Source organism: Alphaproteobacteria bacterium, from assembly GCA_020638555.1.
In the GTDB taxonomy this organism is placed as follows: domain Bacteria; phylum Pseudomonadota; class Alphaproteobacteria; order Bin95; family Bin95; genus JACKII01.
The window spans coordinates 538,688-563,823 of the sequence record JACKII010000001.1 but is presented as its reverse complement, the minus strand read 5'-3'; the positions used below and the strand labels follow the sequence as shown (position 1 = coordinate 563,823).

Genomic DNA, 25,136 nt, shown 5'->3' with positions numbered 1-25,136 from the left:
GTGGCGGTCATGACGGAACACCAGAGCCACCCTGGCGAGACGGCGAACGCCGGGACGCGCGTGTGCGTCGCGGCGGTGGCCGGCGCGCACGGGGTCAAGGGCCTGGTGCGCCTCAAGGCCTTCACGGAAGTGCCGGAGGACTGCACCGCCTACGGCCCGCTTTCCAGCGCCGACGGCAGTCGCACCTTCCGGGTGGAGTTGCTGGGCCGGCACAAGGCCCTGCTGCTGGCGCGCATCGAGGGCGTCGGCGACCGCGACCGGGCCGAAGCCCTGCGCGGCACCCGCCTTTATGTCGACCGCGCGGCCCTGCCGGAGCCGGAGGACAACGACGAGTTCTACCATGCCGACCTGATCGGGCTGGCCGCGGAATTGCGCGACGGCACGAGGATCGGCCGAGTCCGGGCCGTCTACGACTTCGGCGCGGGCGACACGCTCGAACTCGGCGAAACCGCGGACGGCAAGGCGTTGCTGGTGCCGTTCACCCTGGCCGTGGTGCCGGAAGTGGACGTGGCCGGCGGTCGGCTGGTGGTCGCTCCGCCGCCGGGGCTGCTCTCCGGCGACGAAACCGTGGGCGACGAAACCGCGGGCAGCGAGGCGGGCGGCGACGCGAGCGACGGAGTGCCGGACGCATGAGCTGGCGCGCCGTCGTCCTCACCCTGTTTCCGGAGATGTTTCCGGGGCCGCTCGGCCATTCGCTGGCCGGCAAGGCGCTGGGCCGCGGCGACTGGGCACTGGACGCCGTCAACATTCGCGACTACGCCACCGACAAACACGCCACGGTCGACGATACCCCGTTCGGCGGCGGCGCCGGCATGGTGATGCGCGCGGACGTGCTCGACCGGGCGCTGGCAACGGCGGCGGACCCGCGCGGCCCGGTGATCTATCTCAGCCCCCGCGGCGCGCCGCTGACCCAGGCCCGGGTCAAGGCGCTGGCGGCCGGACCGGCGGTGACGCTGCTCTGCGGCCGGTACGAGGGCGTCGATCACCGGCTGATCGAGGACCGCGGCCTGGAAGAGATCAGCATCGGCGACTATGTGCTCTCCGGGGGAGAGACCGCGGCGTTGGTGCTGCTGGATGCCTGCGTGCGGCTGTTGCCGGGCGTTCTCGGCGATCCGGCCTCGCTGGCGGAGGAAAGTTTCGAGCGCGGGCTCCTGGAATACCCGCACTACACCCGCCCGGCGGAGTGGAACGGCCGGTCGGTACCGGACGTGCTGCTCTCCGGCAATCACGCGGCCATCGCCCGCTGGCGGCTGGCCCAGGCCGAGGCCATCACCAAGGCGCGGCGCCCGGACCTCTGGGCCGCCTATGCCGGTGCGGCGGCGGCGAACGGTTAACACGAACACAAGACAGGTTTGAACCGAGATGAACATCATCGAACAGATCGAAGCGGAAAACGTCGCGAAGCTCACCGCCGAGCGGCCGGTGCCGGAATTCCGTCCGGGCGACACCGTGCGCGTGAACTACAAGGTGGTCGAAGGCACCCGCGAGCGCGTGCAGGCCTATGAGGGCGTCTGCATCGCCCGCAAGAGCGCCGGCATCAACTCGTCCTTCACCGTGCGCAAGATCTCGTCCGGCGAGGGCGTCGAGCGTGTGTTCCCGCTCTATTCGCCGAACATCGACTCGATCGAGGTGGTGCGCATGGGCCGTGTCCGCCGCGCGAAGCTCTATTATCTGCGTGAGCGTCGCGGCAAGTCGGCCCGCATCACCGAGCGCAGCCGCGCGTCGCGGAACGCGCTGGAAGCCAAGGCGGCGGCCCGCGCCGAAGCCGCGGCCCAGGCGCGGAACGATTCCGCCGCGGCTGATTAAACAACGGGTTATGCCCGCAGCCGTGCTGCGGGATTGATTGTTCGCTCACGCGCCCTGTAGATAGGGCGCCGTGAGAATTCGGCTGGAACCGCAGCCAGATGGGAGAAAACGGCAATGGCGTCTCCGCGCACCCTTTTTGACAAGATCTGGGACAGCCACCTGGTGGCGACCCAGGAAGACGGCACCTGCCTGATCTACATCGACCTGCATCTGGTGCACGAAGTCACCAGCCCGCAGGCGTTCGAGGGGCTGCGGGCCGCCCACCGCAAGCTGCGCCGGCCGGACAAGACCCTGGCCGTGGCCGACCACAACATCCCGACCACCAACCGGGCCGGCGGCATCGCAAACGAAGAGTCCCGCATCCAGGTCGAGACGCTGGAAAAGAACGTCAAGGAATTCGGCGTTCCCTATTTCCCGGTCATGGATATCCGCCAGGGCATCGTCCACATCATCGGGCCTGAACAGGGCCTGACCCAGCCGGGCATGACCGTGGTCTGCGGCGACAGCCACACCGCGACGCACGGCGCGTTCGGCGGCCTGGCCTTCGGCATCGGCACGTCCGAGGTCGAGCATGTCATGGCCACCCAGACGCTGATCCAGCGCCCGGCCAAGAACATGCGCGTGACCGTCGACGGCACGCCGCCCAAGGGCACCACCGCGAAGGACCTGATCCTGGCCATCATCGGCAAGATCGGCACCGCCGGCGGCACCGGCCACGTGATCGAGTTCGCGGGCGAGGCGATCCGCGGCCTGTCCATGGAAGGCCGCATGACCGTCTGCAACATGGCGATCGAAGGCGGCGCGCGTGCCGGCATGGTCGCGCCGGACGAGACCACCTTCGCCTATCTGAAGGGCCGCCCCTACGCGCCGAAGGGCGCGGCGTGGGAAGCCGCCCTGGCCTATTGGAAGACCCTGCCGAGCGATGCGGGCGCGACCTATGACAAGGAAGTCGTGCTGAACGCGGCGGAGATCATCCCGACCGTCACCTGGGGCACCAGCCCGGAGGACGCGCTGCCGATCACCGGCACCGTGCCGAACCCGGCGGATATCGCCGACGAATGGCGCCGCGCCTCGATCGAGCGCTCGATCGAGTATATGGGCCTGACCGCCGGCCAGAAGCTGACCGACATCAAGGTCGACACCGTGTTCGTCGGCTCGTGCACCAACGGCCGCATCGAGGATATCCGCGCGGTCTGCGAGATCGCCAAGGGCCGCAAGGTGGCCGACGGCGTGCGCGCGCTGATCGTCCCCGGCTCCGGCCTGGTCAAGGAACAGGCGGAAAGCGAAGGTCTGGACGCCATCCTGCTCGAAGCCGGCTTCGAATGGCGCGAGCCGGGCTGCTCCATGTGCCTGGCCATGAACGACGACAAGCTGAAGCCGGGCGAGCGTTCGGCCTCGACCTCGAACCGCAATTTCGAGGGCCGCCAGGGCCCCGGCGGTCGCACCCATCTGGTCAGCCCTGCCATGGCGGCGGCGGCGGCCATCACCGGCCATCTGGCCGACGTCCGGGAGTTGTTGCCTTGACCCCACCTGTCGTGCTCGATCTGGATTATGAGTGGCTGGACGAAGACGACGAGGAGTTCGACGAGGACGAAGGCCTCGGCGATCTCTTCTACCGGGATGCCAAGACCGGCCACTACACCCAGGTTGCCGCCATCCATCTGCCGCACTTCATCGCGCTCTACGAAAGCGATGAAGACCTGCTGAATTAGACCGACGGGAGTTTCGCCGCCATGCGCAAGTACGAGACCTTCACCGGCGTCGCCGCCCCGATGCCGGCGCAGAATATCGACACCGACAAAATCATCCCGGCCCGCTTCCTGAAGACCATCAAGCGTGCCGGCCTCGGCAAGAACCTGTTCAACGACCAGCGCTTCAACGACGACGGCAGCGAAAAGCCGGATTTCGTCCTGAACAAGGAAGCCTATCGCAAGTCGGAAATCCTGGTGGTCGGCGACAATTTCGGCTGCGGCTCCTCGCGCGAGCACGCGCCCTGGGCGCTGACCGATTTCGGCATCAAGGCCGTGATCGGCACCGATTTCGCCGACATCTTTTTCAACAACAGCTTCAAGAACGGCATGTTGTTGATCAAGCTGCCGAAAGACGTGGTCGACGAGTTGATGGACGACGCACAGAAGGGCGCCAATGCCCGCCTGACCATCGACCTGGAAGCCCAGGAAATCACCCGTCCGAACGGCGAAACGGTGAAGTTCGACGTCGATCCGTTCCGCAAGCACTGCCTGCTGAACGGCCTGGACGATATCGGCCTGACCATGGAAAAGCGCCAGGATATCGACACCTTCGAGGGCAAGGACGGCAACGCCCGCCCCTGGGCCCCCAGCATCGCGGCGGAGTAATCCGCCGCCGCGCCGCGATCCCGTCCCGGCGCGGCCCCTTGTTCAGGCATCCAAGGATTCAAGGGGCCAAACCAGCATGACCCGAGCGACCCCACATCCGCCCGGATACCGCGCGGATGTGGACGCTTTGCGCGCCGTCGCGGTTGTGGCCGTCTTTCTGTTTCACCTCGACATCGACGTGGTCTCCGGCGGCTTTGTCGGCGTGGATGTGTTCTACGCGATTTCCGGCTACGTCATCTTCCGCACCGTGTTGCAGGACGTGGCCGCGGACCGGTTTTCGTTGCGCGCCTTCTGGCGCCGCCGCCTCTGCCGCATCCTGCCGGCATTGTTGCTGACCGTGCTGGCGTGCACCGCCGTGGGCTGGTGGCTGATGACGCCGGCCGAGTATGCGGAGTTCGGCAACAGCGCGCTTTCCGCCATTCTCTCGGTCTCGAATTTCTATTTCAACGACCGGCTCCAGTATTTCGGTGCCACCGCCCGCGAAGTGCCGTTGGTGCACACCTGGTCGCTGGGCGTCGAGGAACAGTTCTACCTGACCGCGCCGCTGCTGATCCTCTGGCTGGTGCGACGGCGGGCGGTCGGGCGATTGCTGCCGGTGCTGGGCGTCCTCGTACTGCTGTCCTTCGCCTACAACCTGTTCGCGCTTTATGGCCTGGCGAACGAGCGCCACGCCTTCTACCTGCCCATGGCGCGCTTCTGGGAGATCGCGGTCGGTGGCGTCATTGCCTGCTGGGAGCGGCGACGCACGGGCGACCTGCCCTTCCGCGAGCCTCTGGCCTGGGCGGGCGTGGCCGGCATTGTCGCCGCCTGCCTGCTGATCGACACGAACACGCCGTTTCCGGGCTTTGCCGTGCTGCTGCCGGTGGGGGCGACCGCACTCTTCCTGGCCAGCGGCCTGCGGACCGATAGCCCGGGCGGGCGGGCGTTTCAGGCCGCGCCACTGGTCTTTCTCGGCCGGATTTCCTACTCGACCTACCTGTTCCACTGGCCGGCCATCGCCTTTTACACCATCGCCACCGGCCAGGACCTGGATGCCGGAAGCCGCATCGCCATTGTGGCGGGAACGCTGGCCCTGGCTGCGTTGAGCTGGCGCTGGATCGAGACTCCGTTCCGCCAGGCCCATCGCCGCCGCCCCGGCGCACGGCCGGTTGTCGTGCTGGTCGGATCCGCCGGCGTGCTGGCCGCCCTGGCCCTGGCCCTGCCGCTGTGGGACGGCCTGCCGCAACGCCTGAACGCCGCCGCCCGGCAGAAACTCGCAATGCTGCAACGCCCGGAGCCGACGCCGCCCCTCTCCTGCCAGCGGATTGCCCGGCTGACGCCTGTCGAGAAAGCCGGCGTCTGCTCCGTCACACCGCAGGCGGACCGGTTCCACTATCTGTTGTGGGGCGATTCCCATGCGGGCATGTACCACGCCGCGCTGTCCGAAACGCTGCATCCCGCCGGCAAGACGGGCGTGCTGGCGACCATGCCGGATTGCCCGGCGCTGATCGGGGTCTACACCTCCAAGCGCAAGAATCGGGCGGAATGCCAAGCATTGCAGAAGCATATCGAGGCCCTGGTCGCCGATGAGCGCATCCCCGTCGTGGTCCTGGGCGGCCGCTGGGCCAACCTCGCCTCGGACCTGCGCGCGCCGGGCGACGGGGGGATTCCCAAGACCGTATTCGATGCCGAGCACGATGGCGACCGGATCCCGTTCGCAGCCGCGCTGGAGCGCACCGTGCGCCGTCTGCGCACCACCGGCGCACGGGTCGTCGTCGTCGGGCCGGTGCCGGAAATCGACTTTTCCGTCCCGGCCATGCTGGTACGCACCACCCAGCTGGGAAACGCGCTGCCGACCGCTAGCCGCCGGGACTTCGACCGCCGCCAGGCACAGGTGCTGGCGGCCCTGCACGGGCTGGAGTCCTGGCCCGGCGTTCGCGTCGTCTATCCGCACCACCAACTCTGCGATGCCGCCCATTGCCGGATCGCATCGGGCGCTGACCCGCTCTATCGCGACGACGATCATCTGAGCCACGCGGGCAACCGCCTCGTGGCACCGATGATCGCCGCCGCCATCCTGGACGCAGCATCATGACCCCGGTTCCCTCCACCCCCGCCTATCGTGCCGACGTCGATGCCTTGCGCGCCATCGCGGTGCTGGCCGTCTTTCTGTTTCACCTGGGGGTGGCGGACCTGCCCGGCGGCTTTGTCGGCGTCGACGTGTTCTACGTCATCTCCGGCTTCGTCATCTTCCGCGCGCTGTATCGGGAGGCGGACCAGGGCCGGTTTTCCGCCTGGCGTTTCTATCGCCGCCGCATCTGCCGCATCCTGCCGGCGCTGATCCTGACGCTGGCGGCCTGCCTGGCGGCCGGGGCCGCCGTCATGGTGCCGGACGATTTCGCCCGCCTTGCCAACAGCGCGCTCGCCACGCTGGTCTCGGGTTCCAACATCTATTTTGCCGACCGGGTCGACTATTTCGCGCCGTCGGTGCACGAGACGCCGCTGGCGCACACCTGGTCGCTGGGCATTGAGGAGCAATTCTACCTGCTGGCGCCGCTGCTGGTCCTGGCCTTCGGGCGAAGCTGGGGCGGGCGGCGCTGGGGCGGGCGCGGGCTGGTGCGCGCGCTGGCGGTGGTCAGCCTGCTGTCGCTGGGCTGGAATCTGGTGGCGGTCCATGGGGTGGGCGACGAGGTGCGCGCCTTCTATCTGCCCATGGCACGGCTCTGGGAAATCGGCGCCGGCGGCCTGATCGCCTGGCTGGAGCCACGCTGGCGCCCCCGGGGGGCCGCGCGGACGCTGCTGGCGGGGCTGGGCTTCGGCGGCCTGGCGGCGAGCTTCGTCCTGATCGACGAAGCCCTGCCCTTTCCGGGCCTGACGGCGCTGGCGCCGGTGGCGGCGACGGCGGCGGTGATCGCCGCGGCCCTCCCGGCCTCCGGTGTTGCCGGCCGGGTGCTGGCCGCCGCTCCGGTGCTGTTCATCGGCCGCATTTCCTATTCGCTCTATCTCTTTCACTGGCCGCTGATCGTGTTCTACGGCCTCTACCGCGAAACCGTGTTCGGCCCGTGGGAGCAGGCGGGATTGCTGGCCGTCGGCATCGGCCTCGCCGCGCTCAGCTATCGCTTCGTCGAAACCCCGTTCCGCGGCGCCCACCGCCGGAGCGGCCGCCCCTGGGCCGAGACCAAGATCGCCGGTGCCGCCCTGGTGACGGGCGCGGCCGCCCTGGCGGTCAGCCTCACCGCGGGCCTGCCGCAACGGCTGTCGCCGGCGGCGCAGGCGGTGGCGGCGGAATTGGAGGCGATCACGGTCAACCCCAAGGGCTGCCACCGCGTCGAGCGGCTGGCGCCGTTCAAGGGCGGCCAGCTCTGCACCTATGCGGGGCCGGATGCGGGGCCGGACTCGCGCTTCGGCTATCTGCTCTGGGGCGATTCCCATGCGCGGGTGATGGCCAAGGGGCTTCAGCAACTGACGCCGGTCCCGGGCCTGGTCCTCGACGTTTCCGCCTGTCCGGCGCTGCAGGGCGTCCGCCGCTCCGACCAGGGCAACGCGACGGCCTGCGATGCCAGCCAGGCGCGGGCGCTGGCCCTGGTGCGGGACGAACGCATCCCCGTGGTGGTGCTGGCGAGCCGCTGGGCCACCGTGGCCTCGCCGGTGCCGAGCCCCGGCGACGGACTCGCGCCCTGGCATCTCTACGACAGGGCGAACGGCCACGAGCTTCGGTTTGCCGACGCGCTTGCCCGCACCGTCGCACAGTTCCGCGACCTGGGCGCCCGGGTCATCCTGGTGGGACCGGTGCCGGAAGCGCCGTTCGACGTGCCGAAAACCCTGATGCGGGCGGTCCATCTGCAACAGCCGATGCCCGCCATCGACCGCGCCAGCTTCGACCGGCGCCAGACCGAGGTGCTGCCCGTGATCGCCGCAGAGGCCAAGCGCCCCGGTGTCGCCGTCTTCTGGCCGCACGACCGGATGTGCGACGCCGACACCTGCCGCGTCGTCGACGGCCATACGCCGCTCTATGCCGACGACGACCATCTGAGCCTGCCCGGCAGCCTGGAGGTTTTGCCCGGCCTTGCCGACCTGGTCTTGCGCACGGTGACCGCCGCGCGGCAGACTGCGCCGATCACACGGTAGCGCCGGCCGGACCCCTCCGGGTGGTGCCGCCGGAAAACGAGGGAGGAAGCCATGAAACTGGTTCCGCTCGGCCCCGGTTTCGGGGTGGAGGTGCAGGGCGTTTCCCTGCTCGACGCCGCCTCGTCCGAAGAGGCCTTCGCCGCGGTCGAGGCCGCCTTCGAACAGCATTCCGTGCTGCTGTTCCGCGGCCAGGCGGTGACGGACGCCATCCAGATCGCCTTTTCCCGCGGCTTCGGGCCGCTGGAACTGGGCAAGGTCGGCTCGCGCGGGGCGGGCGGCTTTCTGGGCCAGATCTCGAACATCGCCGACGACGGCTCGCTGCTGCCGCCGGACCATCGCTCCTGGCTGGTGGCGGCGGCGAACCAGCTCTGGCACACCGACAGTTCGTTCCTGGCGCGCCCGGCCAAGGCCTCGGTGCTGTCCGCCCGCACCGTGCCGGATCGGGGCGGCGAGACCGAATTCTGCTCCACCCGCCTCGCCTGGGAACGGCTGACGCCGGCGCGGCAGGCCGAATTGCGCGACCTGGTGGTCGAGCACGCCTATTTTCACTCCCGCGACCGGATCGCGCCGGACCTGATGACGGCGGAACAGCGCGCTGCCATGCCGGCCGTGGACTGGCGCCTGACCTGGCCCAACCCGAAGAACGGCCGCCGCTCGCTCTACATCGCCAGCCATGCGGGCGCGATCCGCGGCATGGCGCCGGACGACGCCACGGCGCTGCTGGACGCGTTGCGGGCGGAGGCGACGGCGGAGGGCCGCACCTACCGGCATCGCTGGCAACCGGGCGACGTGGTGATGTGGGACAACCGCGCCACCATGCACCGCGGCCGGCCCTGGCCGGCGGACTCCGCCCGGAAAATGGTGCGCACCACCATCAAGGCAACCGAAGCCGACGGCCTGGCAGCGGTGCGCCCGCCGGCCAGCGTCGCCAACGCGGCCAGCGCGGCCAGCGCGGCCGAGTGATGGCGATCGACAAGGAGCAGGCCACCAACTGGCTCGCCTGCCAGCGCGTCGCCCGCCTCGCCACGGCCGACCGGCAGGGCGCCCCGCATGTGGTGCCCGTCTGCTTTGCCCTCAGCGGCAATCGGCGCGCGATCTACATCGCCATCGACGAGAAGCCGAAAAGCGGCACCAAGCCGTTGAAGCGCCTGCGCAACCTGGCGGAAAACCCCCAGGCGGCCGTGATGGCCGACCAGTATGCCGAGGATTGGAGCCAGCTCGGCTGGGTGCTGGTGCGGGGCCGGGCGGACATCCTCCAGCACGGCGCCGAGCACGACGGCGCGCAGGCCCTGCTCACCTGGAAATACCCCCAATACCAGGACATGACCCTGGACCCGCTGCCCGTGATCGCGCTCCGCGTCCAGCGCTGGACCTGGTGGGGCCGTCTGGACGGGTGACCCGTCACGCCGGTTGATTTTTCCCGCGATCTGGAAACAATTCGCCCCAATTCCCTCTGGATCTCTTCAGGAGTTGCCACCCATGAGCGCCTCACACGCGAACGCCCGCTACGACGCCGTCGTCGTCGGTGCCGGCTTTGCCGGCATGTACATGCTGCACAATCTGCGCAAACAGGGCTTCAACGCCCGGGTCTACGAGGCCGGCGACGATGTCGGCGGCACCTGGTACTGGAACCGCTATCCCGGCGCCCGCGTCGATATCGAGAGCATGCAGTATTCCTATTCCTTCTCGGAGGAGTTGGACCAGGAATGGCAGTGGACCGAGAAATACGCGCCGCAGCCGGAAATCCTGAAATACGCCCGGCATGTCGCCGACCGGTTCGACCTGCGCCGCGACATCCAGTTCAACACCCGCGTGACCAAGGCGCATTTCGATGAGAAGGCCAAGCGCTGGACCGTCGAGACCGACCAGGGCGACACGGTCACCGCCCGGTTCTGCATCATGGCGGTCGGCTGCCTTTCGTCCGCGAACAAGCCGCCCTTCGAGGGCATCGACGACTTCCAGGGCCCGATCTATCACACCGGCGAGTGGCCGCACGAGGGCGTGGATTTCACCGGCAAGCGCGTCGCGGTGATCGGCACCGGCTCCAGCGCGATCCAGTCCATTCCGCTCATCGCCCGCGAGGCCGACCAGCTCACCGTGTTCCAGCGCACCGCCAACTTCACCGTGCCGGCCTGGAACTCCCCGGTCGATCCCGAATGGGAGGCCGAGGTGAAGGCCGACTATCCGGCGCTGCGGGCCAAGGCGCGGGCGCGGCCGACCGGCTTCTATTTCAAGTTCAACACCACGCCGGCGCTGGAAGCCAGCGACGCGGACCGGCGCCAGACCTATGAGGAATTCTGGGCCCGCGGCGGCCTGCCCTTCCTCGGCGCCTATGGCGACCTGCTGTTCAACAAGGACGCCAACGACACCATCGCCGACTTCGCCCGCGAGAAGATCCGCGAGATCGTGAAGGACCCGGAAACCGCCGAACTGCTCTGCCCGAAGGACGTGTTCGGCTGCAAGCGGCTCTGCGTCGACACCGGCTATTTCGAGACCTACAACCGGCCGAACGTGAAGCTGGTCGATATCTCCCAGTCCGGCGTCGAGCGCATCACGGCCGCGGGCGTGGTCGCCAACGGCGAGGAATATCCGGTGGACGCCATTGTCTGCGCCACCGGCTTTGCCGCCATGACCGGCTCCTATGACAAGATCGACATCCGGGGCCGCGACGGCCAGGCCCTCGCCAAGGCCTGGGAGGCGGGGCCGCGCACCTATCTGGGCCTCTCGACCCACGGCTTCCCCAACCTGTTCATGATCACCGGCCCCGGCTCGCCCAGCGTGCTGGCGCAGATGATCCAGTCGATCGAGCAGCATGTGGATTGGATGACCGACTGCCTCTGCCACATGCGCGACGTCGGCGCCGAGACGTTCGAGCCGACGCTCGCCGCCCAGGATGCCTGGGTCGAGCATGTGAACCAAGTGGCCGCGATCTCGCTGCGCTCCACCTGCTCGTCCTGGTATGTGGGCGCCAACATTCCGGGCCGGCCGCGGGTGTTCATGCCCTATATCGGCGGCTTCCCAATCTATGTGCAGAAGTGCAACGAGGTGCAGACCCACGGCTATGAGGGCTTCACCTTCGACGGCGCGCCATTGCGCAACGAGGCGCCGGAAGTGCGGGAGACCGAGCGCTGGCGCGTGCCGCTGGACGTGGACGTGATCTCTCCGGCCATGCTCGCCTCCGGCCAGGTGCCGGTGGTCTGAGCACCGGCGAATTTTTTTGGGGACTGCGGCATTCCGAGCGCAACTCGCCGCTTGGCAAAGCCCGCGTTCTTGAATAGATTGCGCCGCTAACGACGGGGAGCGCAGAGCCGCTCCCCGCTCTGGTCCGCGGTAGCTCAGTGGTAGAGCAATCGGCTGTTAACCGATCGGTCGTAGGTTCGAATCCTACCCGCGGAGCCAGCTTCTTCCCCCTCTCGGGGGATCCTTCCCAAAATCATCCGCTCATGAGCCCCGGCTCGCCTAGTGCGCCGGCGCCGTGCGCCCTATTCGGCCGCTGTCGGCGCCGACGTCCCCACCTGCTCCGCAACCTGCGTGTGCCGGGGTTTGCGGGCGAGATAGGTGTAGACCGCCGGGATCACGAACAGGGTGAAGAACGTGCCGACCAGCAGGCCGCCGACAATCACCCAGCCGATGTCGTGCCGGCTCTGCGCACCAGCGCCGGTGGCGATCGCCAGCGGCACGGCGCCCAACACCATCGCCCCCGTGGTCATCAGGATCGGCCGGAAGCGCAGGGCCGCCGCCTCTATCGCCGCGGTTCTCGCGTCGACGCCGCGCGCCTGCATCTGGTTGGCGAACTCGACGATCAGGATGCCGTGCTTGGTGATCAGGCCGATCAGCGTCACCAGCCCCACCTGGCTGTAGATGTTCAGCGTGCCGTCCGCCAGCCAGAGCGCCAGCAGTGCGCCGGTCATCGACAACGGCACCGTCAGCATGATGATGAACGGGTCGACAAAGCTCTCGAACTGCGCCGCCAGCACCAGGAAGATGAAGGCCAGCGCCAGCACGAAGGTCAGGTAAATGCCGGAACTGGAGCTTTTGTATTCCCGCGCCTGGCCGGAATAGTCGATCCGCGCCGCCGCCGGCACCACCTCGCGCGTCGCCTTTTCCAGCACCGCCAGCCCATCCGCCAGCGAGTAGCCGGGGGCCAGGTTCGCCGTGATCTTGGCCGAGCGCAGCTGGTTGAAATGGTTCAACTCCTTCGGCGCCACGGTCTCGGTGATCGACACCAGGTTGGACAGCGCCGTCAACGTGCCGCTGGGCGTTTTGACATAGATCCGGTTCAGGTCGTCCGGGTTGGTGCGGTCGATGTCCGCCATCTGCACGATCACGTCATACTGCTCGCCGTCCTGCTCGTAACGCGTCACCTCGCGCCCGCCCAGCAGCGTTTCGATGGTGCGGCCGAGGCGGGCCACGTCCACGCCCAGCGAGGCCACCTTGTCGCGGGCGATGTCGATGCGCAGTTGCGGCGTGTTCAGTTGCAGGTCGGTGTCGACATTGATCAGGCCGGGATAGGAGTCCACCTTGGCACGGATCTGCTCGACCCACTGGTCCAGCTTCTCGTAGGGCTCGATGGTGCCGATGACGATTTCCACCGGCTTGGAGTGCCGCGACTGGCCGAGCGACGGCGGCAGGATCGGAAAGGCCCGCACGCCGGCCACCTGCGCCACCTTCGGCGCCAGCGCCGCCGCCACCTGGGCCGCGGACCGCTCGCGCTCGCTCCACGGCGCCAGGCTGATGAAGATCAGCCCCTGCGACACGGTCGGATAGCCGGAGACGACGAAGCGGCGTTCGATTTCCGGGATCGCGTCGACCATCGGCTCGAACTGCGCGGCATAGCGGCTGGTATAGTCGATGGTCGCCCCTTCCGGCGCGCTGAAGAACAGGCGGATAATGCCCTGGTCCTCATAGGGCGCCAGCTCCGATTTCAGGTTCGCCATCAGGGGATAGCCGGCCCCGGCCACCGCCAGCCCCAGCAACAGCACCGCCGGCCGCAGCCGCAGCGCCCGGCCGAGCGCCCAGCGATAGCCGCCGGCCATGCCGTCCATCACCCGCTCGGACGCCCGGAAGAACGCGCCGTGCCGGGCGGTGTGCGGCCGCAGCAGGCGCGAGCACATCATCGGCGACAGCGTCAGCGCGACGAAGCCCGAGACCAGCACCGCGCCGGCCAGCGTCCAGGCGAATTCCGTGAACAGGCGCCCGGTCGCGCCCGCCATGAAGCCGATGGGCACATAGACCGCCACCAGGGTCAGGGTCATGGCGATGATGGCGAAGCCGATTTCGCGGCTGCCCTTCAGCGCCGCCTCGAACGGCGTCGCCCCTTCCTCCACATGGCGATAGATGTTTTCCAGCATGACGATGGCGTCGTCGACCACCAGGCCGATGGCCAGCACCATGGACAGCAGCGTCAGCGTGTTGATGGAGAAGTTGAACAGATACATCAGTGCGCAGCCGCCGATCAGCGCGATCGGGATGGTGACGATCGGCACCAGCGTCGCCCGGCCGGAGCGCAGGAACAGGAAGATGATCAGCACCACCAGCACCACCGCCTCGGCGATGGTGTGGTAGACGTTGTTGATCGACTCGTCGATGAACACGGTCGAGTCATAGGCGACATGCACCTGCATGCCTTCGGGCAAGGAGGCGGAAATGGCCGGCAGCGCCGCATAGACCGCATGGGATACGTCCAGCGGGTTGGCGGTCGCCTGCTTGATGACGCCGAGGCCGATGGCGGTCTCGTTGTTGAAGCGCACCACCCGGCGCGTGTCCTGCGGCCCCACCTCGGCATAGCCGACGTCCGAGAGCCGCACCAGATAGTCCGGCCCGCGCCGCAGCACCAGATTGTCGAACTGTTCCGGCGTGGAAAGCCCGGTCTTGGACAGCACCGAGAATTCGCGGTTCGTGCTTTCGATCCGGCCGGCGGGGATTTCGACATTCTGGCTGCGCAGCGCCTCCTCCACATCCAGCGGCGTCAGGTCGAGCGCGGCCAGCCGGTCCGGGTCGAGCCAGAGCCGCATGGAATAGCGCCGCTCGCCGAAAATCCGGACCGAGGCGACGCCGGGCAGGATCTGCAACTGGTCGGTGACATAGCGATCCGCATAGTCGCTGATCTGCGGCGGCGTGTGGCGTTCGCTGGTGAAGGCCAGATACATCATCGCCCGCGCGTCGGCCTCGACCTTGGCGATCACCGGCTCGGTGATTTCGTCCGGCAGCCGCCCCCGCACCCGGCCGACCCGGTCGCGCACGTCGGCCGCCGCCGCATCCGGATCGCGGTTCAGCTTGAAGGTGACCGTGATCTGGCTGCTTTCCGGCCGGCTGATCGAGGTCATGAAGTCGATGCCCTCGATCCCGGCCAGCGAATCCTCCAGCACCTTGGTCACCTGGCTTTCGACGATGTTGGCGTCGGCGCCGCGATAGGTGGTCTGGACGGTGACGACGGGGGTGTCGACGTCCGGGTATTCGCGCACGGTCAGGCGCTGATAGCTGACCAGTCCGACCAGGCAGAGGATCAGGCTCAGAACGGTCGCAAACACCGGGCGGCGAATGCAGAGTTCCGGCAACCTCATGAGGCGGACCCTTCGGCGGCGGACGAAACCTTGCCCTGGGGTCCGGCATTGCCGCCGACAATGCGCACCGCCGATCCCTCCCGCACCTTGGCCTGGCCGGCGGTGATGACGACATCGCCGGCCTGGAGGCCCTCGACGATCTCCACCTTCCCGGTTTCGCGCAGGCCGATCTTCACCTCGGTCAGCACGGCCTTGCCGTCGATAATGCGGAAGACGAAGCGGTGGTCGCCCCGCGGCACCAGGGCTTCCTCCGGCACCACCAGCGCTTGGTCGCGGCGGTCGACGATCATGCGGACGCGGGCGAACAGGCCGGGGCGCAACCGGCCCTCGGCATTCGGCAGTCGCGCCCGCACGCCGATGCTGCGGTCGTTGGCGCGGATGCGCGGGTCGATGGCATAGACCTCGCCCAGATAGGATTTGCCCGGGAACGCATCCAGCGTGATATCCACCGGCCGCCCCACGGCGACCAGCCGCAAATAGCGCTCCGGCAGGCGGAAATCGACCTTCAGCGGCACGATCTGTTCCAGGTTGACGATATCGTCGCCGGCCTTGATGTAGTCGCCGACGCTGATGGCGCTGAGCCCGACCTCGCCGGCAAAGGGCGCGGTGATGATGGTTTTCTGAAGCCGCGCCTCGGCCAGTTCGACGCTGGCCTCGTTCACCCGCACTTCCTCGCGCGCGATGTCCAGCGCCTGCTCGCTGCTGTGGCCGCGCTGGTTCAGGGCCTTGGCGCGCTCGTAATTGCGGGCGCTCAGGTCGCGCCGGGCCTTGGCCTGGTCCAGTTCGCCGCGGTAGATCGCATCGTCCAGGCGCACCAGCACGGCGCCGGCCTCGACCCTGGCGCCTTCGACATAGCCGATTTCCGTCACCCGGCCGGCGATTTCCGGCCGCACGATGACCGAGGCCTCCGAGGCCAGATCGCCCACGGACGAGACGGATTCCACCACCACCTGCGGCTGGAGCGTGACCGCCTCCACCGCCACCAGCCGCTTGGCGGCCTGGGCCAGGGCGGGGTCGGACGGAACGGCCGTCGCGGCCAACCAGAGGCCCGACAACGCCACCACGAGCAACAAACGCCTATGCGGCAATACCAGGGCCCGGTCGGGGCGAACGCTCAGAATCAACCCGATCATCCTCATCTGGATCGTGACGCCGGAAAGTAGCGCTACAATGTCCGGCCTCCAAGTGTGAATTTGTATACAATTGTACATGGCAGACCGACTGCAGGCGCCGGAAATGTCGTCTTGCCATCGCCGCCGCAGGCCTTCGAGCGCACCAGCCGCGGGCGCGGTCCCGCAACGGCCGCCACGCCGCGCGTGCCCTCTGGTCGGATCGCCCGCAGCGGCTATGCTGGCGAAAACCGTCCGTTGCCAGCAACAGGGAGTGCCATGCAGCGCCTGCTCATCGCCAATCGCGGCGAGATTGCCATCCGCATCGCCCAGACCGCCGCCGATCTGGGAATCGAGACCGTCGCGGTCTACAGCCAGGACGACGCCCAGAGCCTGCACACCCGCGTCACGGACCGGGCGGTGCCGCTGGAGGGCTCCGGCCCCGCCGCCTATCTCGACATTGCGGGCGTGGTCCAGGCCGCCCGCAATGCCGGCGCCGACGCGGTGCATCCGGGCTATGGCTTCCTCGCGGAGAACGGCGATTTCGCCCGCGCCTGCGCCGCCGCCGGCCTGACCTTTGTCGGCCCCACTCCGGAGCAGCTCGACCTGTTCGGCGACAAGGTGGAGGCGCGGCGCCTGGCGGCGGAGCGGGACGTGCCGTTGCTGCCGGGCACCGACGGCCCCACCCTGCTGGACGTCGCCCGCGCCTTCTTTGCCGGCCTGGAGCCGGGCACGTCGGCCATGCTGAAGGCGGTGGCGGGCGGCGGCGGCCGCGGCATGCGCGTGATCCACCACGAGGACGACCTGGCCGAAGCCTTCGAGCGCAGCCAGTCCGAGGCCCGCACCGCCTTCGGCCGCTCCGACGTATTCATCGAGCAATACCTGCCGCACGCCCGCCATATCGAGGTGCAGGTGGCCGGCGACGGCTCCGGCGGCGTGATCGCGCTGGGCGAGCGCGACTGCTCGATCCAGCGCCAGCACCAGAAAATCGTCGAGATCGCCCCGGCCCCGAACCTGCACCCCGCCGTGCGCGAACGCCTGCACCAGGCCGCCTCCGACCTGGCCGCGGCGGTGAAGTACAGGAGCCTCGGCACGTTCGAATTCCTGGTGGACGGCGACGACCGCGGCGCCGACACCACCATCGCCTTCCTGGAATGCAATCCGCGTCTGCAGGTGGAGCACACGGTGACCGAGTGTGTCACCGGCCTGGACCTGGTGCAGATCCAACTGGCGCTCGCCGACGGCAGGTCGCTGGCGAGCCTGGGCCTGAATCCGGCCCGGCCGCCGCAGCCGAACGGCTATGCGGTGCAGGCGCGGGTCAATCTGGAGGCAATGCAGCCGGACGGCTCGGCCCGGCCGACCGGCGGCACGCTCACCGCCTTCGACCCGCCGTCGGGCGTGCGGGTGGATCATTACGGCTATACCGGCTACCGCACCAATCCGCGCTTCGACTCGCTGCTGGCCAAGGTCATCGTCCACGCCCCCGGGAACGGGAAGACGGATGGCGGCCTGCCGGAGGCGCTGCGGCGCACGGAGCGGGCGCTGCGCCGCTTCCGCATCGGCGGTGTGGCCACCAACCTGCCGGTGCTGCAACGCATCGTGGCGCACGAGCGGGTGCGGTCCGGCGCCACCTATACCCGCTTCATCGAGGAAACCATCGACGAGCTGTTGCAGACGCCCACCGCCCCGCCCTTGCACTTCGCCGCCGCCACGCCGTCTGACGCCAAGCGGGCCGGCCCGCGCGTCGACCCGAACGATCCGCTGGCGGTGCTGGTGCTGGGCCGCGAGCAGAACCCGAATGCCCAGGCCGACGCCGCCCAGCCCGGTGCCGCCGCTCCCGGCGCGGCGGACGCCAGCGCCGACGGCCCGGACGGCCCCGATGGCACCGAGGCCGTGCGCGCGCCGATGCAGGGCACCGTGGTCTCGCTCGCCAGGACCGAGGGCGAGACCATCGTCGCCGGCGAAGCGCTGCTGATCATGGAAGCCATGAAGATGGAGCACGTGATCGCCGCGCCGGTCAGCGGCATTGTCCGCCTGATCGCGGTCGAACCGGGCGAAACCGTGTTCGAGGACCACGCCCTTGCCTTTGTCGAGCCGGCGGACGTGGAGACCGGCGAGGCGGCGGAAGAGGAGGAGATCGACCTCGACGCCATCCGCCCGGACCTGGCCGAGGTGGAGGCCCGCCGCGCCAAGACCCTGGACGAAAACCGCCCCGACGCCGTCACCCGCCGGCGCAAGACCGGCCACCGCACCGCGCGCGAGAACATCGCCGATCTGGTCGACGACGGCTCCTTCCACGAATACGGCGCCTTCCAGGTGGCCGCGCGGCGCAACCGCTCCACCATGGAAGAGCTGATCGACCGCACGCCGGCGGATGGCCTGATCGCCGGCCTCGCCCACATCAACGGCGACCGCTTTGCGGACACGCAGTCCCGCGCCCTGGTGATGAGCTATGACTACACCGTGCTGGCCGGAACCCAGGGCTTCAACAATCACCACAAGAAGGACCGCATGTTCGCCCTGGCGGCGGAGATGCAATTGCCGCTGGTGATCTTTGCCGAGGGCGGCGGCGGGCGGCCGGGCGACACCGACAAGTATTTCTCCGCCGACCTGCACATCCCGGCCTTCAACCTGTTCGCCAAGCTTTCCGGCCTGGTGCCGATGGTCGGCATCACCACCGGCCGCTGCTTCGCCGGCAACGCCGTGCTGCTGGGCTGCTGCGACGTCGTCATCGCCACCGAGGGCTCGAACATCGGCATGGGCGGCCCGGCGATGATCGAGGGCGGCGGCCTGGGCGTCTACACGCCGGAAGAGGTCGGGCCGATGGACGTGCAGACCAAGAACGGCGTCGTCGACATCGCGGTCAAGGACGAGGCCGAGGCGGTGGCCGTCGCCAAGCAATACCTCTCCTACTTCCAGGGGCCGGTGTCGGACTGGCAGGCCGCGGACCAGCGCTGGCTGCGCCGCGCCGTGCCGGAAAACCGCCTGCGCGTCTACGAGGTGCGGGATGTGATCGAGACGCTCTGCGACCAGGGCTCGGTGCTGGAGCTGCGCAAGGCGTTCGGGCCCGGCATGATCACCTGCCTTGCCCGGATCGAGGGCCGGCCCATCGGCGTCATCGCCAACAACCCCAAGCATCTGGGCGGCGCCATCGACTCGCCGGCGGCGGACAAGGCGGCGCGCTTTCTGCAACTCTGCGACGCGTTCGACATTCCGGTGCTGTTCCTGGTCGACACCCCCGGCAACATGGTCGGGCCCGAGCACGAGAAGACCGCGCTGGTGCGCCATTGCTGCCGCGTGTTCGTGATCGGCGCCAATCTGAGCGTGCCCTTCTTCACCGTCAGCCTGCGCAAGTCCTATGGCCTCGGTGCCCAGGGCATGGCCGGCGGCAGCTTCCACGCGCCCTATTTCTCGGTCGCCTGGCCGACGGCGGAATTCGGCGGCATGGGGCTGGAGGGCGCGGTCAAGCTCGGCTACCGCAACGAACTGGCGGCGATCGAAGACCCGGAGGAACGCCGCCGCGTCTACGAGGAGAAGGTCGCCGGCATGTACGACCAGGGCAAGGCGCTGACCACGGCCACCAATTTCGAGATCGACAACGTCATCGACCCCGCCGATACCCGCGACTGGGTCCTGGCTGGCCTCCGCGCCTCGCCGCCGCCGAAACCGCGCGACGGCAAGAAGCATTCCTGGATCGACACGTGGTAGGAGGCCGCCCCATGCCCCTCCCCCCGCAAACCGACCTCCCCGCCGACATCCAGGCGGCGATCCAGAACGCCTCGCCGTGGTCGACGCGCACATGGCGGCGCTGAACGCCCGCGACCCGGACGGCCTGGCCGCCACCCTGCACTTCCCGCACTACCGCCTCGCCGGCAGCGCGATGAAGGTCTGGCAGACGCCCGCCACCTATCTGGACGACTTCTACGCCCGCGCCGGCGCGGGCTGGGCGCGCAGCCAGTGGAACCGCCGGGACGTGATCCAGGCGGAGGCGGAAAAGGTGCATCTCGCCATGGAATTCACCCGCTTCCACGCCGACGGCTCCGAACTGGGCACGTTCCGCTCGATCTGGGTCATCACCCGCATCCGGGATCGCTGGGCGGCCCAGTTGCGCAGCAGCTTCGCGCGGTAGCGCTGCCGGAAACGTCGCGTACCCCGGACGGTGCGGAGCGCCGATCCGGGGCCGGTGTCATCCTTCGAACACCACAACCGCCGGTGTTCGCGACTGCGAGCGGCCCCGGCTCCCCGCTTCGCGGCGGCCGGGGTACACCATGCGCGGGAACCGCGCGCACCGCCCCGCCCTGGACATCCGCCCCCCGCCGCGCCACCATCGGGTGTGCCCGAAACCGCCTGCCGCGAAGGACCCCCCATGCCGATCATCAACCGCATCGCCGACCTGCACGAGGAGATGACCGGCTGGCGGCGCGACCTGCACGCCCATCCCGAAACCGCGTTCGAGGAACACTGGACCAGCGACTATATCGCCGAGAAGCTGGAAACCTTCGGCCTCGACGAAATCCACCGCGGCATCGCCCAGACCGGCATCGTCGCCGTGCTGCGCAACGGCAGTTCCAACCGCACCATCGCGCTCCGGGCCGACATGGACGCGCTCGACATTCTCGAAGCCAACGATGTGGCGCACAAGAGCCAAATCCCCGGCAAAATGCACGCCTGCGGCCATGACGGCCACTCCACCATGCTGATGGGCGCGGCCAAATACCTGGCCGAAAGCCGGAATTTCGACGGCACCGTCTATTTCATCTTCCAGCCGGCGGAGGAGAACGAGGGCGGCGGCCGGGTCATGGTCGAGGAAGGGCTGTTCGACCGCTTCCCAGCGCACGCGGTCTACGGCATGCACAACTCGCCCGGCATGCCAGTGGGCGAGATGGCGATGCGCGCCGGCCCAGCCATGGCCGGCTATGACATTTTCGAGATCGTGGTGGAGGGCTACGGCACCCACGCCGCCCGGCCGAACCAGGGCGTCGACCCGGTGGTGGTGCAGGCGCAGATCGTGCTCGGCCTCCAGACCATCGCCAGCCGCAACGTCAACCCGATCGACAGCGTCGTCGTCAGCGTCACCCAGGTGCATGGCGGCGACACCTGGAACGTGATCCCGCAGCAGGTGGTGCTGCGCGGCACCGTGCGCTGCTTCAAGCCGGAGGTGCAGGACCAGACCGAGGCGCGCATGCGGGCGCTGGCCGAGAGCATCGCCACCGCCCACGAGGCCACGGCCACCGTGCGCTACGAACGCCGCTACCCGCCAACCGTCAACGACGAATCCCACATGGAAAAATGCGCCGCCGTCGGCCGGGCCCTGCTGGGCGAGGACAAGGTCTCCACCGACGCGCCCCAGGGCATGGGCTCGGAGGATTTCTCGTTCATGCTGAACGAGAAACCCGGTTGCTATATCCGCCTCGGCAACGGCGCGCCCGGCGAATACGGCAGCGTCGTCGTGCACAATCCGCGCTACGACTTCAACGACGCGGCCCTGCCCTATGGCGCCAGCTATTGGGCCATGCTGGTCGAGCAGGAGCTTGCCCGGGGTTGAGAACCGCGCTAGGCGAAAGGGCGTGACGACGACCGCGCCAACCGACCCCACCGACCCCGCCGCCCCACCGACGCCACCCCGTCCGGCCGGGCGGCTCAGGGCGTTGTGGAAACGCTGGCGCCTGGGCCAGCGCCTGGGACTGGCCCTGGTGGTGGCGGCCTTCATCGCCTCGCTGCTGACCTATACGGTCTTCAGCGGCTCGGCCACCTTTCTGCCCGCAACCCCGTCGGTGCTGCTGGCGCTGCTCAATCTGGACCTGGTGCTGTTCCTGGCCGTGGCGGTGCTGGTCACGCGCCGGGTGGTGAAGCTCTGGGGCGAACGGCGGCGCGGCCTGGCCGGCTCGGGCCTGCACGTCCGGCTGGTCTATCTGTTCAGCCTGATGGCCGGCGGTCCGACGGTGCTGGTGACCACGTTCAGCGTCGTCTTCCTGCATTTCGGCCTGCAGGGCTGGTTCAGCCAGCAGGTGGACGAGGCGCTGCGCGACTCCCTGACCGTGGCCGATGCCTATTTGCAGGAGCACGGGCGCGCCGCCGCCCGCGACACGCTGGCCGTGGCGGCCGACCTGCGCCGCGACCGCGCCGAAATCGGCGACACCAAAGAGGCGCTCACCGCCTTCCTGGAACGCCATTTGCGCTGGCGCGGCCTGCAGGCGGCGATCATCTTTTCCGCCGACGGCGCCGTGGCAGCCCGCGTCGGCGACCTGGCGTCCATGGCGCGGGAACTGGTGCCCGACTGGGCCATAGAAGAGGCCCGCAACGGACAGGTGGCCGTGGTCGTCGGCCATTCCGGCGACCAGCTGCGCGGCCTGGTGAAACTGGACGGCGAGCCGGAGCGCTTTCTCTATATCGCCCGCGCCGTCGACCAGGAGGTGCTGCGCCATGTCGCCGACGTGCGCGCCGCCGTCGGCCGCTTCCAGCGCCTGCAAACCGAACGCGGCGATATCGAGCTGACCTTCGCCGTCATCTTTGCCATGCTCACCCTGCTGCTGGTGGTGGTGGCGGTCTGGTTCGGCCTGGTCTTCGCCGGCCGCCTCACCCGCCCCATCGCCGCCCTGGTCGAGGCGGCGGAGCGGGTGCGGGCCGGCGACCTGGAAGTGCGGCTCGGCCCGATGGGGGAGGTGGCGGAGTTCCAGACGCTCGGCCGAACCTTCAACCGCATGACCCAGCAACTCCTGGCCCAGCGCCAGGAACTGGTGGAAGCGAACCGCCAGCTCGACCAGCGCCGCATGTTCACCGAGGCGGTGCTGGCCGGCGTGTCGGCGGGCGTGGTCGGCCTGGACCATGAGGACCGCATCCGCTTTCCCAACCGCATGGCCAGCCAGTTGCTGGGGATCGATCTCGACGAATACCGCGACCGGCCGCTGGCCGATCTGCTGTCGGACATCGGCCCGCTGATCGAGCGCGCCCGGCGCTGGAAGGGCAGCACGACCGAAGGCCAGATCGACTACCCCACGCCCGACGGCACCCGCACCTTCCTGGTGCGCGTGACCGCGGAGACCGGCGGCGATGCCGGCAGCGTCGTCACCTTCACCAACATCACCGAACTGCTGGACGCCCAGCGCAAGGCCGCCTGGTCCGACATCGCCCGGCGCATCGCCCACGAGATCAAGAACCCGCTCACCCCGATCCAGTTGTCGGCCGAGCGTCTGAAACGGCGCTATCTCTCCCAGGTCAGCAACGACCCGGAGACCTTCCAGCTCTGCACCGACACCATCGTACGGCAGGTGGAGGGCTTGCGCCAGCTGGTGGACGAGTTTTCCAATTTCGCCCGCCTGCCGGCCCCCCGGCCGACGCCCAGCAACCTGACGGCCATTGCCCGCGAGGCCATCGCGCTGCAACAGAACGCGGCCCCCTCCATCGCCTTCGCCCTGACGAGCGAGCCCGACCCGCTCCAGGTGACCTGCGATCCGCAACAACTGGCGCGGGTGTTCACCAACCTGCTCCAGAACGCGGCCGAGGCGATCGAGCGCCGGGCCGAGGAGGAGGGCGAGGCCGCCCCGCCCGGCCGCATCACGGTCGCGCTCCGCCAGGGCGACGGCGAAACCATCATCGAGGTCACCGACAACGGCCCTGGCATTCCGGCGCACTTGCGCGACCGCCTGGCCGATCCTTATGTGACAACAAGAGCGCGCGGTACGGGGCTTGGACTCGCAATCGTGCAAAAAATCGCCTCCGATCACGGAGGGAATCTGGTATTCCTCGATGCCTCAGGCGGTGGTGCCCTTGTGTGCGTGACCATCGCCGACCGGCTGCCGTCACAGGGCCAGGAGCATGGCGTACGACATATTGGTGGTCGATGACGAGGCTGACATTCGCCTCCTCATCAGCGGATTATTGGAAGACGAAGGCTACGAAACCCGGCAGGCCGGCAGCGCGGATCAGGCGCTGGCGGCGGTCGCGGGCCGGCGCCCCAACCTGATCGTCCTCGACGTATGGTTGGAAGGCAGCCGGCTCGACGGCATCGAACTGCTGCAGGAGTTTCAGAGCGCCGTGCCGGACGTGCCGGTGGTCATGATCAGCGGCCACGGCACGATCGAAATGGCGGTCTCCGCCATTCACGGCGGCGCCTTCGACTTCATCGAAAAGCCGTTCAAGACCGACCGGCTGCTGCTGGTGGTCGAGCGCGCCCTCGCCGACGCCCGCCTGCGGCGCGAGGTGGAAGAACTGCGCCTGCGCGCCGGCATCGACGTCGAACTGATCGGCCAATCGCCGGCGATGAAGACCATCCGCCAGGCCATCGCCAAGGTCGGCCCGACCAACAGCCGCGTGCTGATCGCCGGCCCCAGCGGCGCCGGCAAGGAGGTGGTGGCCCGCCAGATCCACATGGCCTCGCGCCAGGCCGAAGGGCCGTTCGTCGTCGTCAACTGCGCGTCGATCGCGCCGGAGACGATGGAGATCGAGCTGTTCGGTGCGGAAACCGACAGCGGCCAGCGCCGTATCGGCCTGTTCGAACAGGCCCATGGCGGCACGCTGCTGCTGGACGAAATCTCCGACATGCCGCTGGAAACCCAGGCCAAGATCCTGCGCGTGTTGCAGGAACAGTCGTTCGTGCGCGTCGGCGGCATCGCCCCGGTCCAGGTCCAGGTGCGCGTGCTCGCCACCACCAGCCGCGACCTGCAGGCGGCGGCGGAGGCCGGCAGGTTCCGCCAGGAATTGTTCTACCGCCTGGCGGTGGTGCCGATCGACGTGCCGCCGCTCAACGCCCGGCGCGACGACATCCCCGACCTCGCCGCCCATTTCCTGGCGCTGGCCGCCCGCCTCACCGGGCGGCAACCGGGCCATGTCACCGCAGAGGCCATGGCACAGTTGCAAGCCTATCACTGGCCGGGCAATGTGCGGCAGTTGCGCAACACCATGGAGCGGATGCTGATCATGGCCGGCGATCAGGACGCCATCGGCACCGATGCCCTTCCCCCGGAAATCACCGGCCGACTGGCCGAAGGCGAGGCCAGCCTGGCGGCGGAGCTGGTCGGGATGCCATTGCGCGAGGCGCGCGAGCATTTCGAACGGGAATATCTGCTGGCCCAGGTCACCCGCTTCGGCGGCAACATTTCCCGCACCGCGGGATTCGTCGGCATGGAGCGGTCCGCCCTGCATCGCAAGCTCAAATCCCTGGGCCTGACCGTCGGGAGCGAACGGCCGTGAGCGCT

18 protein-coding genes and 1 tRNA gene are annotated in these 25,136 nt (G+C 68.7%); 17 read left to right on the top strand and 2 right to left on the bottom strand.

Going from position 1 to position 25,136, the window contains the following annotated elements; all coding sequences use genetic code 11:
- Positions 1-9: 9 nt before the first annotated feature.
- From rimM to H6844_02545, 12 genes are all read left to right on the top strand, one after another.
- Positions 10-633 (top strand): 16S rRNA processing protein RimM, encoded by a 624-nt coding sequence (gene rimM / locus H6844_02600; GenBank protein MCB9928287.1) that lies wholly within the window; start codon positions 10-12, stop codon positions 631-633.
- Positions 630-1,334 (top strand): tRNA (guanosine(37)-N1)-methyltransferase TrmD, encoded by a 705-nt coding sequence (trmD, locus tag H6844_02595; protein MCB9928286.1) that lies wholly within the window; start codon positions 630-632, stop codon positions 1,332-1,334. Before rimM ends, trmD begins: the two co-directional genes overlap by 4 nt.
- A 37-nt stretch (positions 1,335-1,371) precedes the next feature.
- Positions 1,372-1,806, top strand: coding sequence for a 50S ribosomal protein L19 (gene rplS / locus H6844_02590; protein ID MCB9928285.1), 435 nt, complete (start codon positions 1,372-1,374; stop codon positions 1,804-1,806).
- A 114-nt stretch (positions 1,807-1,920) separates the two neighbouring features.
- Positions 1,921-3,330, top strand: a complete 1,410-nt coding sequence (gene leuC / locus H6844_02585) for a 3-isopropylmalate dehydratase large subunit (protein MCB9928284.1) — start codon at positions 1,921-1,923, stop codon at positions 3,328-3,330.
- Positions 3,327-3,518 (top strand): hypothetical protein, encoded by a 192-nt coding sequence (locus H6844_02580; GenBank protein ID MCB9928283.1) that lies wholly within the window; start codon positions 3,327-3,329, stop codon positions 3,516-3,518. Before leuC ends, H6844_02580 begins: the two co-directional genes overlap by 4 nt.
- Positions 3,519-3,539: 21 nt before the next feature.
- Entirely contained in the window at positions 3,540-4,163 is a 624-nt protein-coding gene (leuD, locus tag H6844_02575) for a 3-isopropylmalate dehydratase small subunit (GenBank protein ID MCB9928282.1), read from the top strand.
- A 118-nt stretch (positions 4,164-4,281) separates the two neighbouring features.
- Positions 4,282-6,237, top strand: coding sequence for an acyltransferase (locus tag H6844_02570; protein MCB9928281.1), 1,956 nt, complete (start codon positions 4,282-4,284; stop codon positions 6,235-6,237).
- Positions 6,234-8,270 (top strand): acyltransferase, encoded by a 2,037-nt coding sequence (locus H6844_02565; GenBank protein ID MCB9928280.1) that lies wholly within the window; start codon positions 6,234-6,236, stop codon positions 8,268-8,270. The genes H6844_02570 and H6844_02565 overlap by 4 nt, the downstream gene beginning before the upstream one ends.
- Before the next feature lie 51 nt (positions 8,271-8,321).
- Positions 8,322-9,233 (top strand): TauD/TfdA family dioxygenase, encoded by a 912-nt coding sequence (locus tag H6844_02560; GenBank protein MCB9928279.1) that lies wholly within the window; start codon positions 8,322-8,324, stop codon positions 9,231-9,233.
- Positions 9,233-9,667, top strand: coding sequence for a TIGR03668 family PPOX class F420-dependent oxidoreductase (locus H6844_02555; protein MCB9928278.1), 435 nt, complete (start codon positions 9,233-9,235; stop codon positions 9,665-9,667). The genes H6844_02560 and H6844_02555 overlap by 1 nt, the downstream gene beginning before the upstream one ends.
- 82 nt (positions 9,668-9,749) lie before the next feature.
- Positions 9,750-11,471 carry an NAD(P)/FAD-dependent oxidoreductase gene (locus H6844_02550; GenBank protein MCB9928277.1) on the top strand — a complete coding sequence of 574 codons (1,722 nt, stop codon included), beginning with the start codon at positions 9,750-9,752 and terminating at the stop codon, positions 11,469-11,471.
- 123 nt (positions 11,472-11,594) lie between these two features.
- Positions 11,595-11,669, top strand: a tRNA-Asn gene (locus tag H6844_02545).
- Positions 11,670-11,752: 83 nt separating this feature from the next.
- Here H6844_02545 and H6844_02540 read toward each other — a convergent pair.
- A complete protein-coding gene (locus tag H6844_02540; protein MCB9928276.1) occupies positions 11,753-14,833 on the bottom strand; it encodes an efflux RND transporter permease subunit in 3,081 nt (1,026 codons plus the stop codon).
- Entirely contained in the window at positions 14,830-15,897 is a 1,068-nt protein-coding gene (locus H6844_02535) for an efflux RND transporter periplasmic adaptor subunit (protein MCB9928275.1), read from the bottom strand. Before H6844_02535 ends, H6844_02540 begins: the two co-directional genes overlap by 4 nt.
- Positions 15,898-16,221: 324 nt before the next feature.
- Between H6844_02535 and H6844_02530 the strand changes: the two genes are divergently transcribed.
- From H6844_02530 to H6844_02510, 5 genes are all read left to right on the top strand, one after another.
- Positions 16,222-19,650 (top strand): carbamoyl-phosphate synthase large subunit, encoded by a 3,429-nt coding sequence (locus H6844_02530; protein ID MCB9928274.1) that lies wholly within the window; start codon positions 16,222-16,224, stop codon positions 19,648-19,650.
- 76 nt (positions 19,651-19,726) lie between these two features.
- A complete protein-coding gene (locus H6844_02525) occupies positions 19,727-20,071 on the top strand; it encodes a hypothetical protein (GenBank protein ID MCB9928273.1) in 345 nt (114 codons plus the stop codon).
- 237 nt (positions 20,072-20,308) lie between these two features.
- Positions 20,309-21,487 (top strand): amidohydrolase, encoded by a 1,179-nt coding sequence (locus H6844_02520; GenBank protein ID MCB9928272.1) that lies wholly within the window; start codon positions 20,309-20,311, stop codon positions 21,485-21,487.
- Positions 21,488-21,509: 22 nt separating this feature from the next.
- Positions 21,510-23,786, top strand: coding sequence for a PAS domain-containing sensor histidine kinase (locus H6844_02515; GenBank protein MCB9928271.1), 2,277 nt, complete (start codon positions 21,510-21,512; stop codon positions 23,784-23,786).
- The gene (locus tag H6844_02510) at positions 23,758-25,131 is read left to right on the top strand and encodes a sigma-54-dependent Fis family transcriptional regulator (protein ID MCB9928270.1); all 1,374 of its coding nucleotides are present in this window, start codon (positions 23,758-23,760) and stop codon (positions 25,129-25,131) included. Before H6844_02515 ends, H6844_02510 begins: the two co-directional genes overlap by 29 nt.
- Positions 25,132-25,136 lie beyond the last annotated feature (5 nt).

What these genes read in the sequence shown, in the direction of transcription:
- rimM (MCB9928287.1), top strand. Translation starts at nt 10, where the DNA reads ATGACGGAACACCAGAGCCACCCTGGCGAGACGGCGAACGCCGGGACG.
- trmD (MCB9928286.1), top strand. Translation starts at nt 630, where the DNA reads ATGAGCTGGCGCGCCGTCGTCCTCACCCTGTTTCCGGAGATGTTTCCG.
- leuC (MCB9928284.1), top strand. Translation starts at nt 1,921, where the DNA reads ATGGCGTCTCCGCGCACCCTTTTTGACAAGATCTGGGACAGCCACCTG.
- leuD (MCB9928282.1), top strand. Translation starts at nt 3,540, where the DNA reads ATGCGCAAGTACGAGACCTTCACCGGCGTCGCCGCCCCGATGCCGGCG.
- H6844_02565 (MCB9928280.1), top strand. Translation starts at nt 6,234, where the DNA reads ATGACCCCGGTTCCCTCCACCCCCGCCTATCGTGCCGACGTCGATGCC.
- H6844_02560 (MCB9928279.1), top strand. Translation starts at nt 8,322, where the DNA reads ATGAAACTGGTTCCGCTCGGCCCCGGTTTCGGGGTGGAGGTGCAGGGC.
- H6844_02555 (MCB9928278.1), top strand. Translation starts at nt 9,233, where the DNA reads ATGGCGATCGACAAGGAGCAGGCCACCAACTGGCTCGCCTGCCAGCGC.
- H6844_02550 (MCB9928277.1), top strand. Translation starts at nt 9,750, where the DNA reads ATGAGCGCCTCACACGCGAACGCCCGCTACGACGCCGTCGTCGTCGGT.
- H6844_02540 (MCB9928276.1), bottom strand. Translation starts at nt 14,833, where the DNA reads ATGAGGTTGCCGGAACTCTGCATTCGCCGCCCGGTGTTTGCGACCGTT.
- H6844_02530 (MCB9928274.1), top strand. Translation starts at nt 16,222, where the DNA reads ATGCAGCGCCTGCTCATCGCCAATCGCGGCGAGATTGCCATCCGCATC.
- H6844_02520 (MCB9928272.1), top strand. Translation starts at nt 20,309, where the DNA reads ATGCCGATCATCAACCGCATCGCCGACCTGCACGAGGAGATGACCGGC.
- H6844_02510 (MCB9928270.1), top strand. Translation starts at nt 23,758, where the DNA reads ATGGCGTACGACATATTGGTGGTCGATGACGAGGCTGACATTCGCCTC.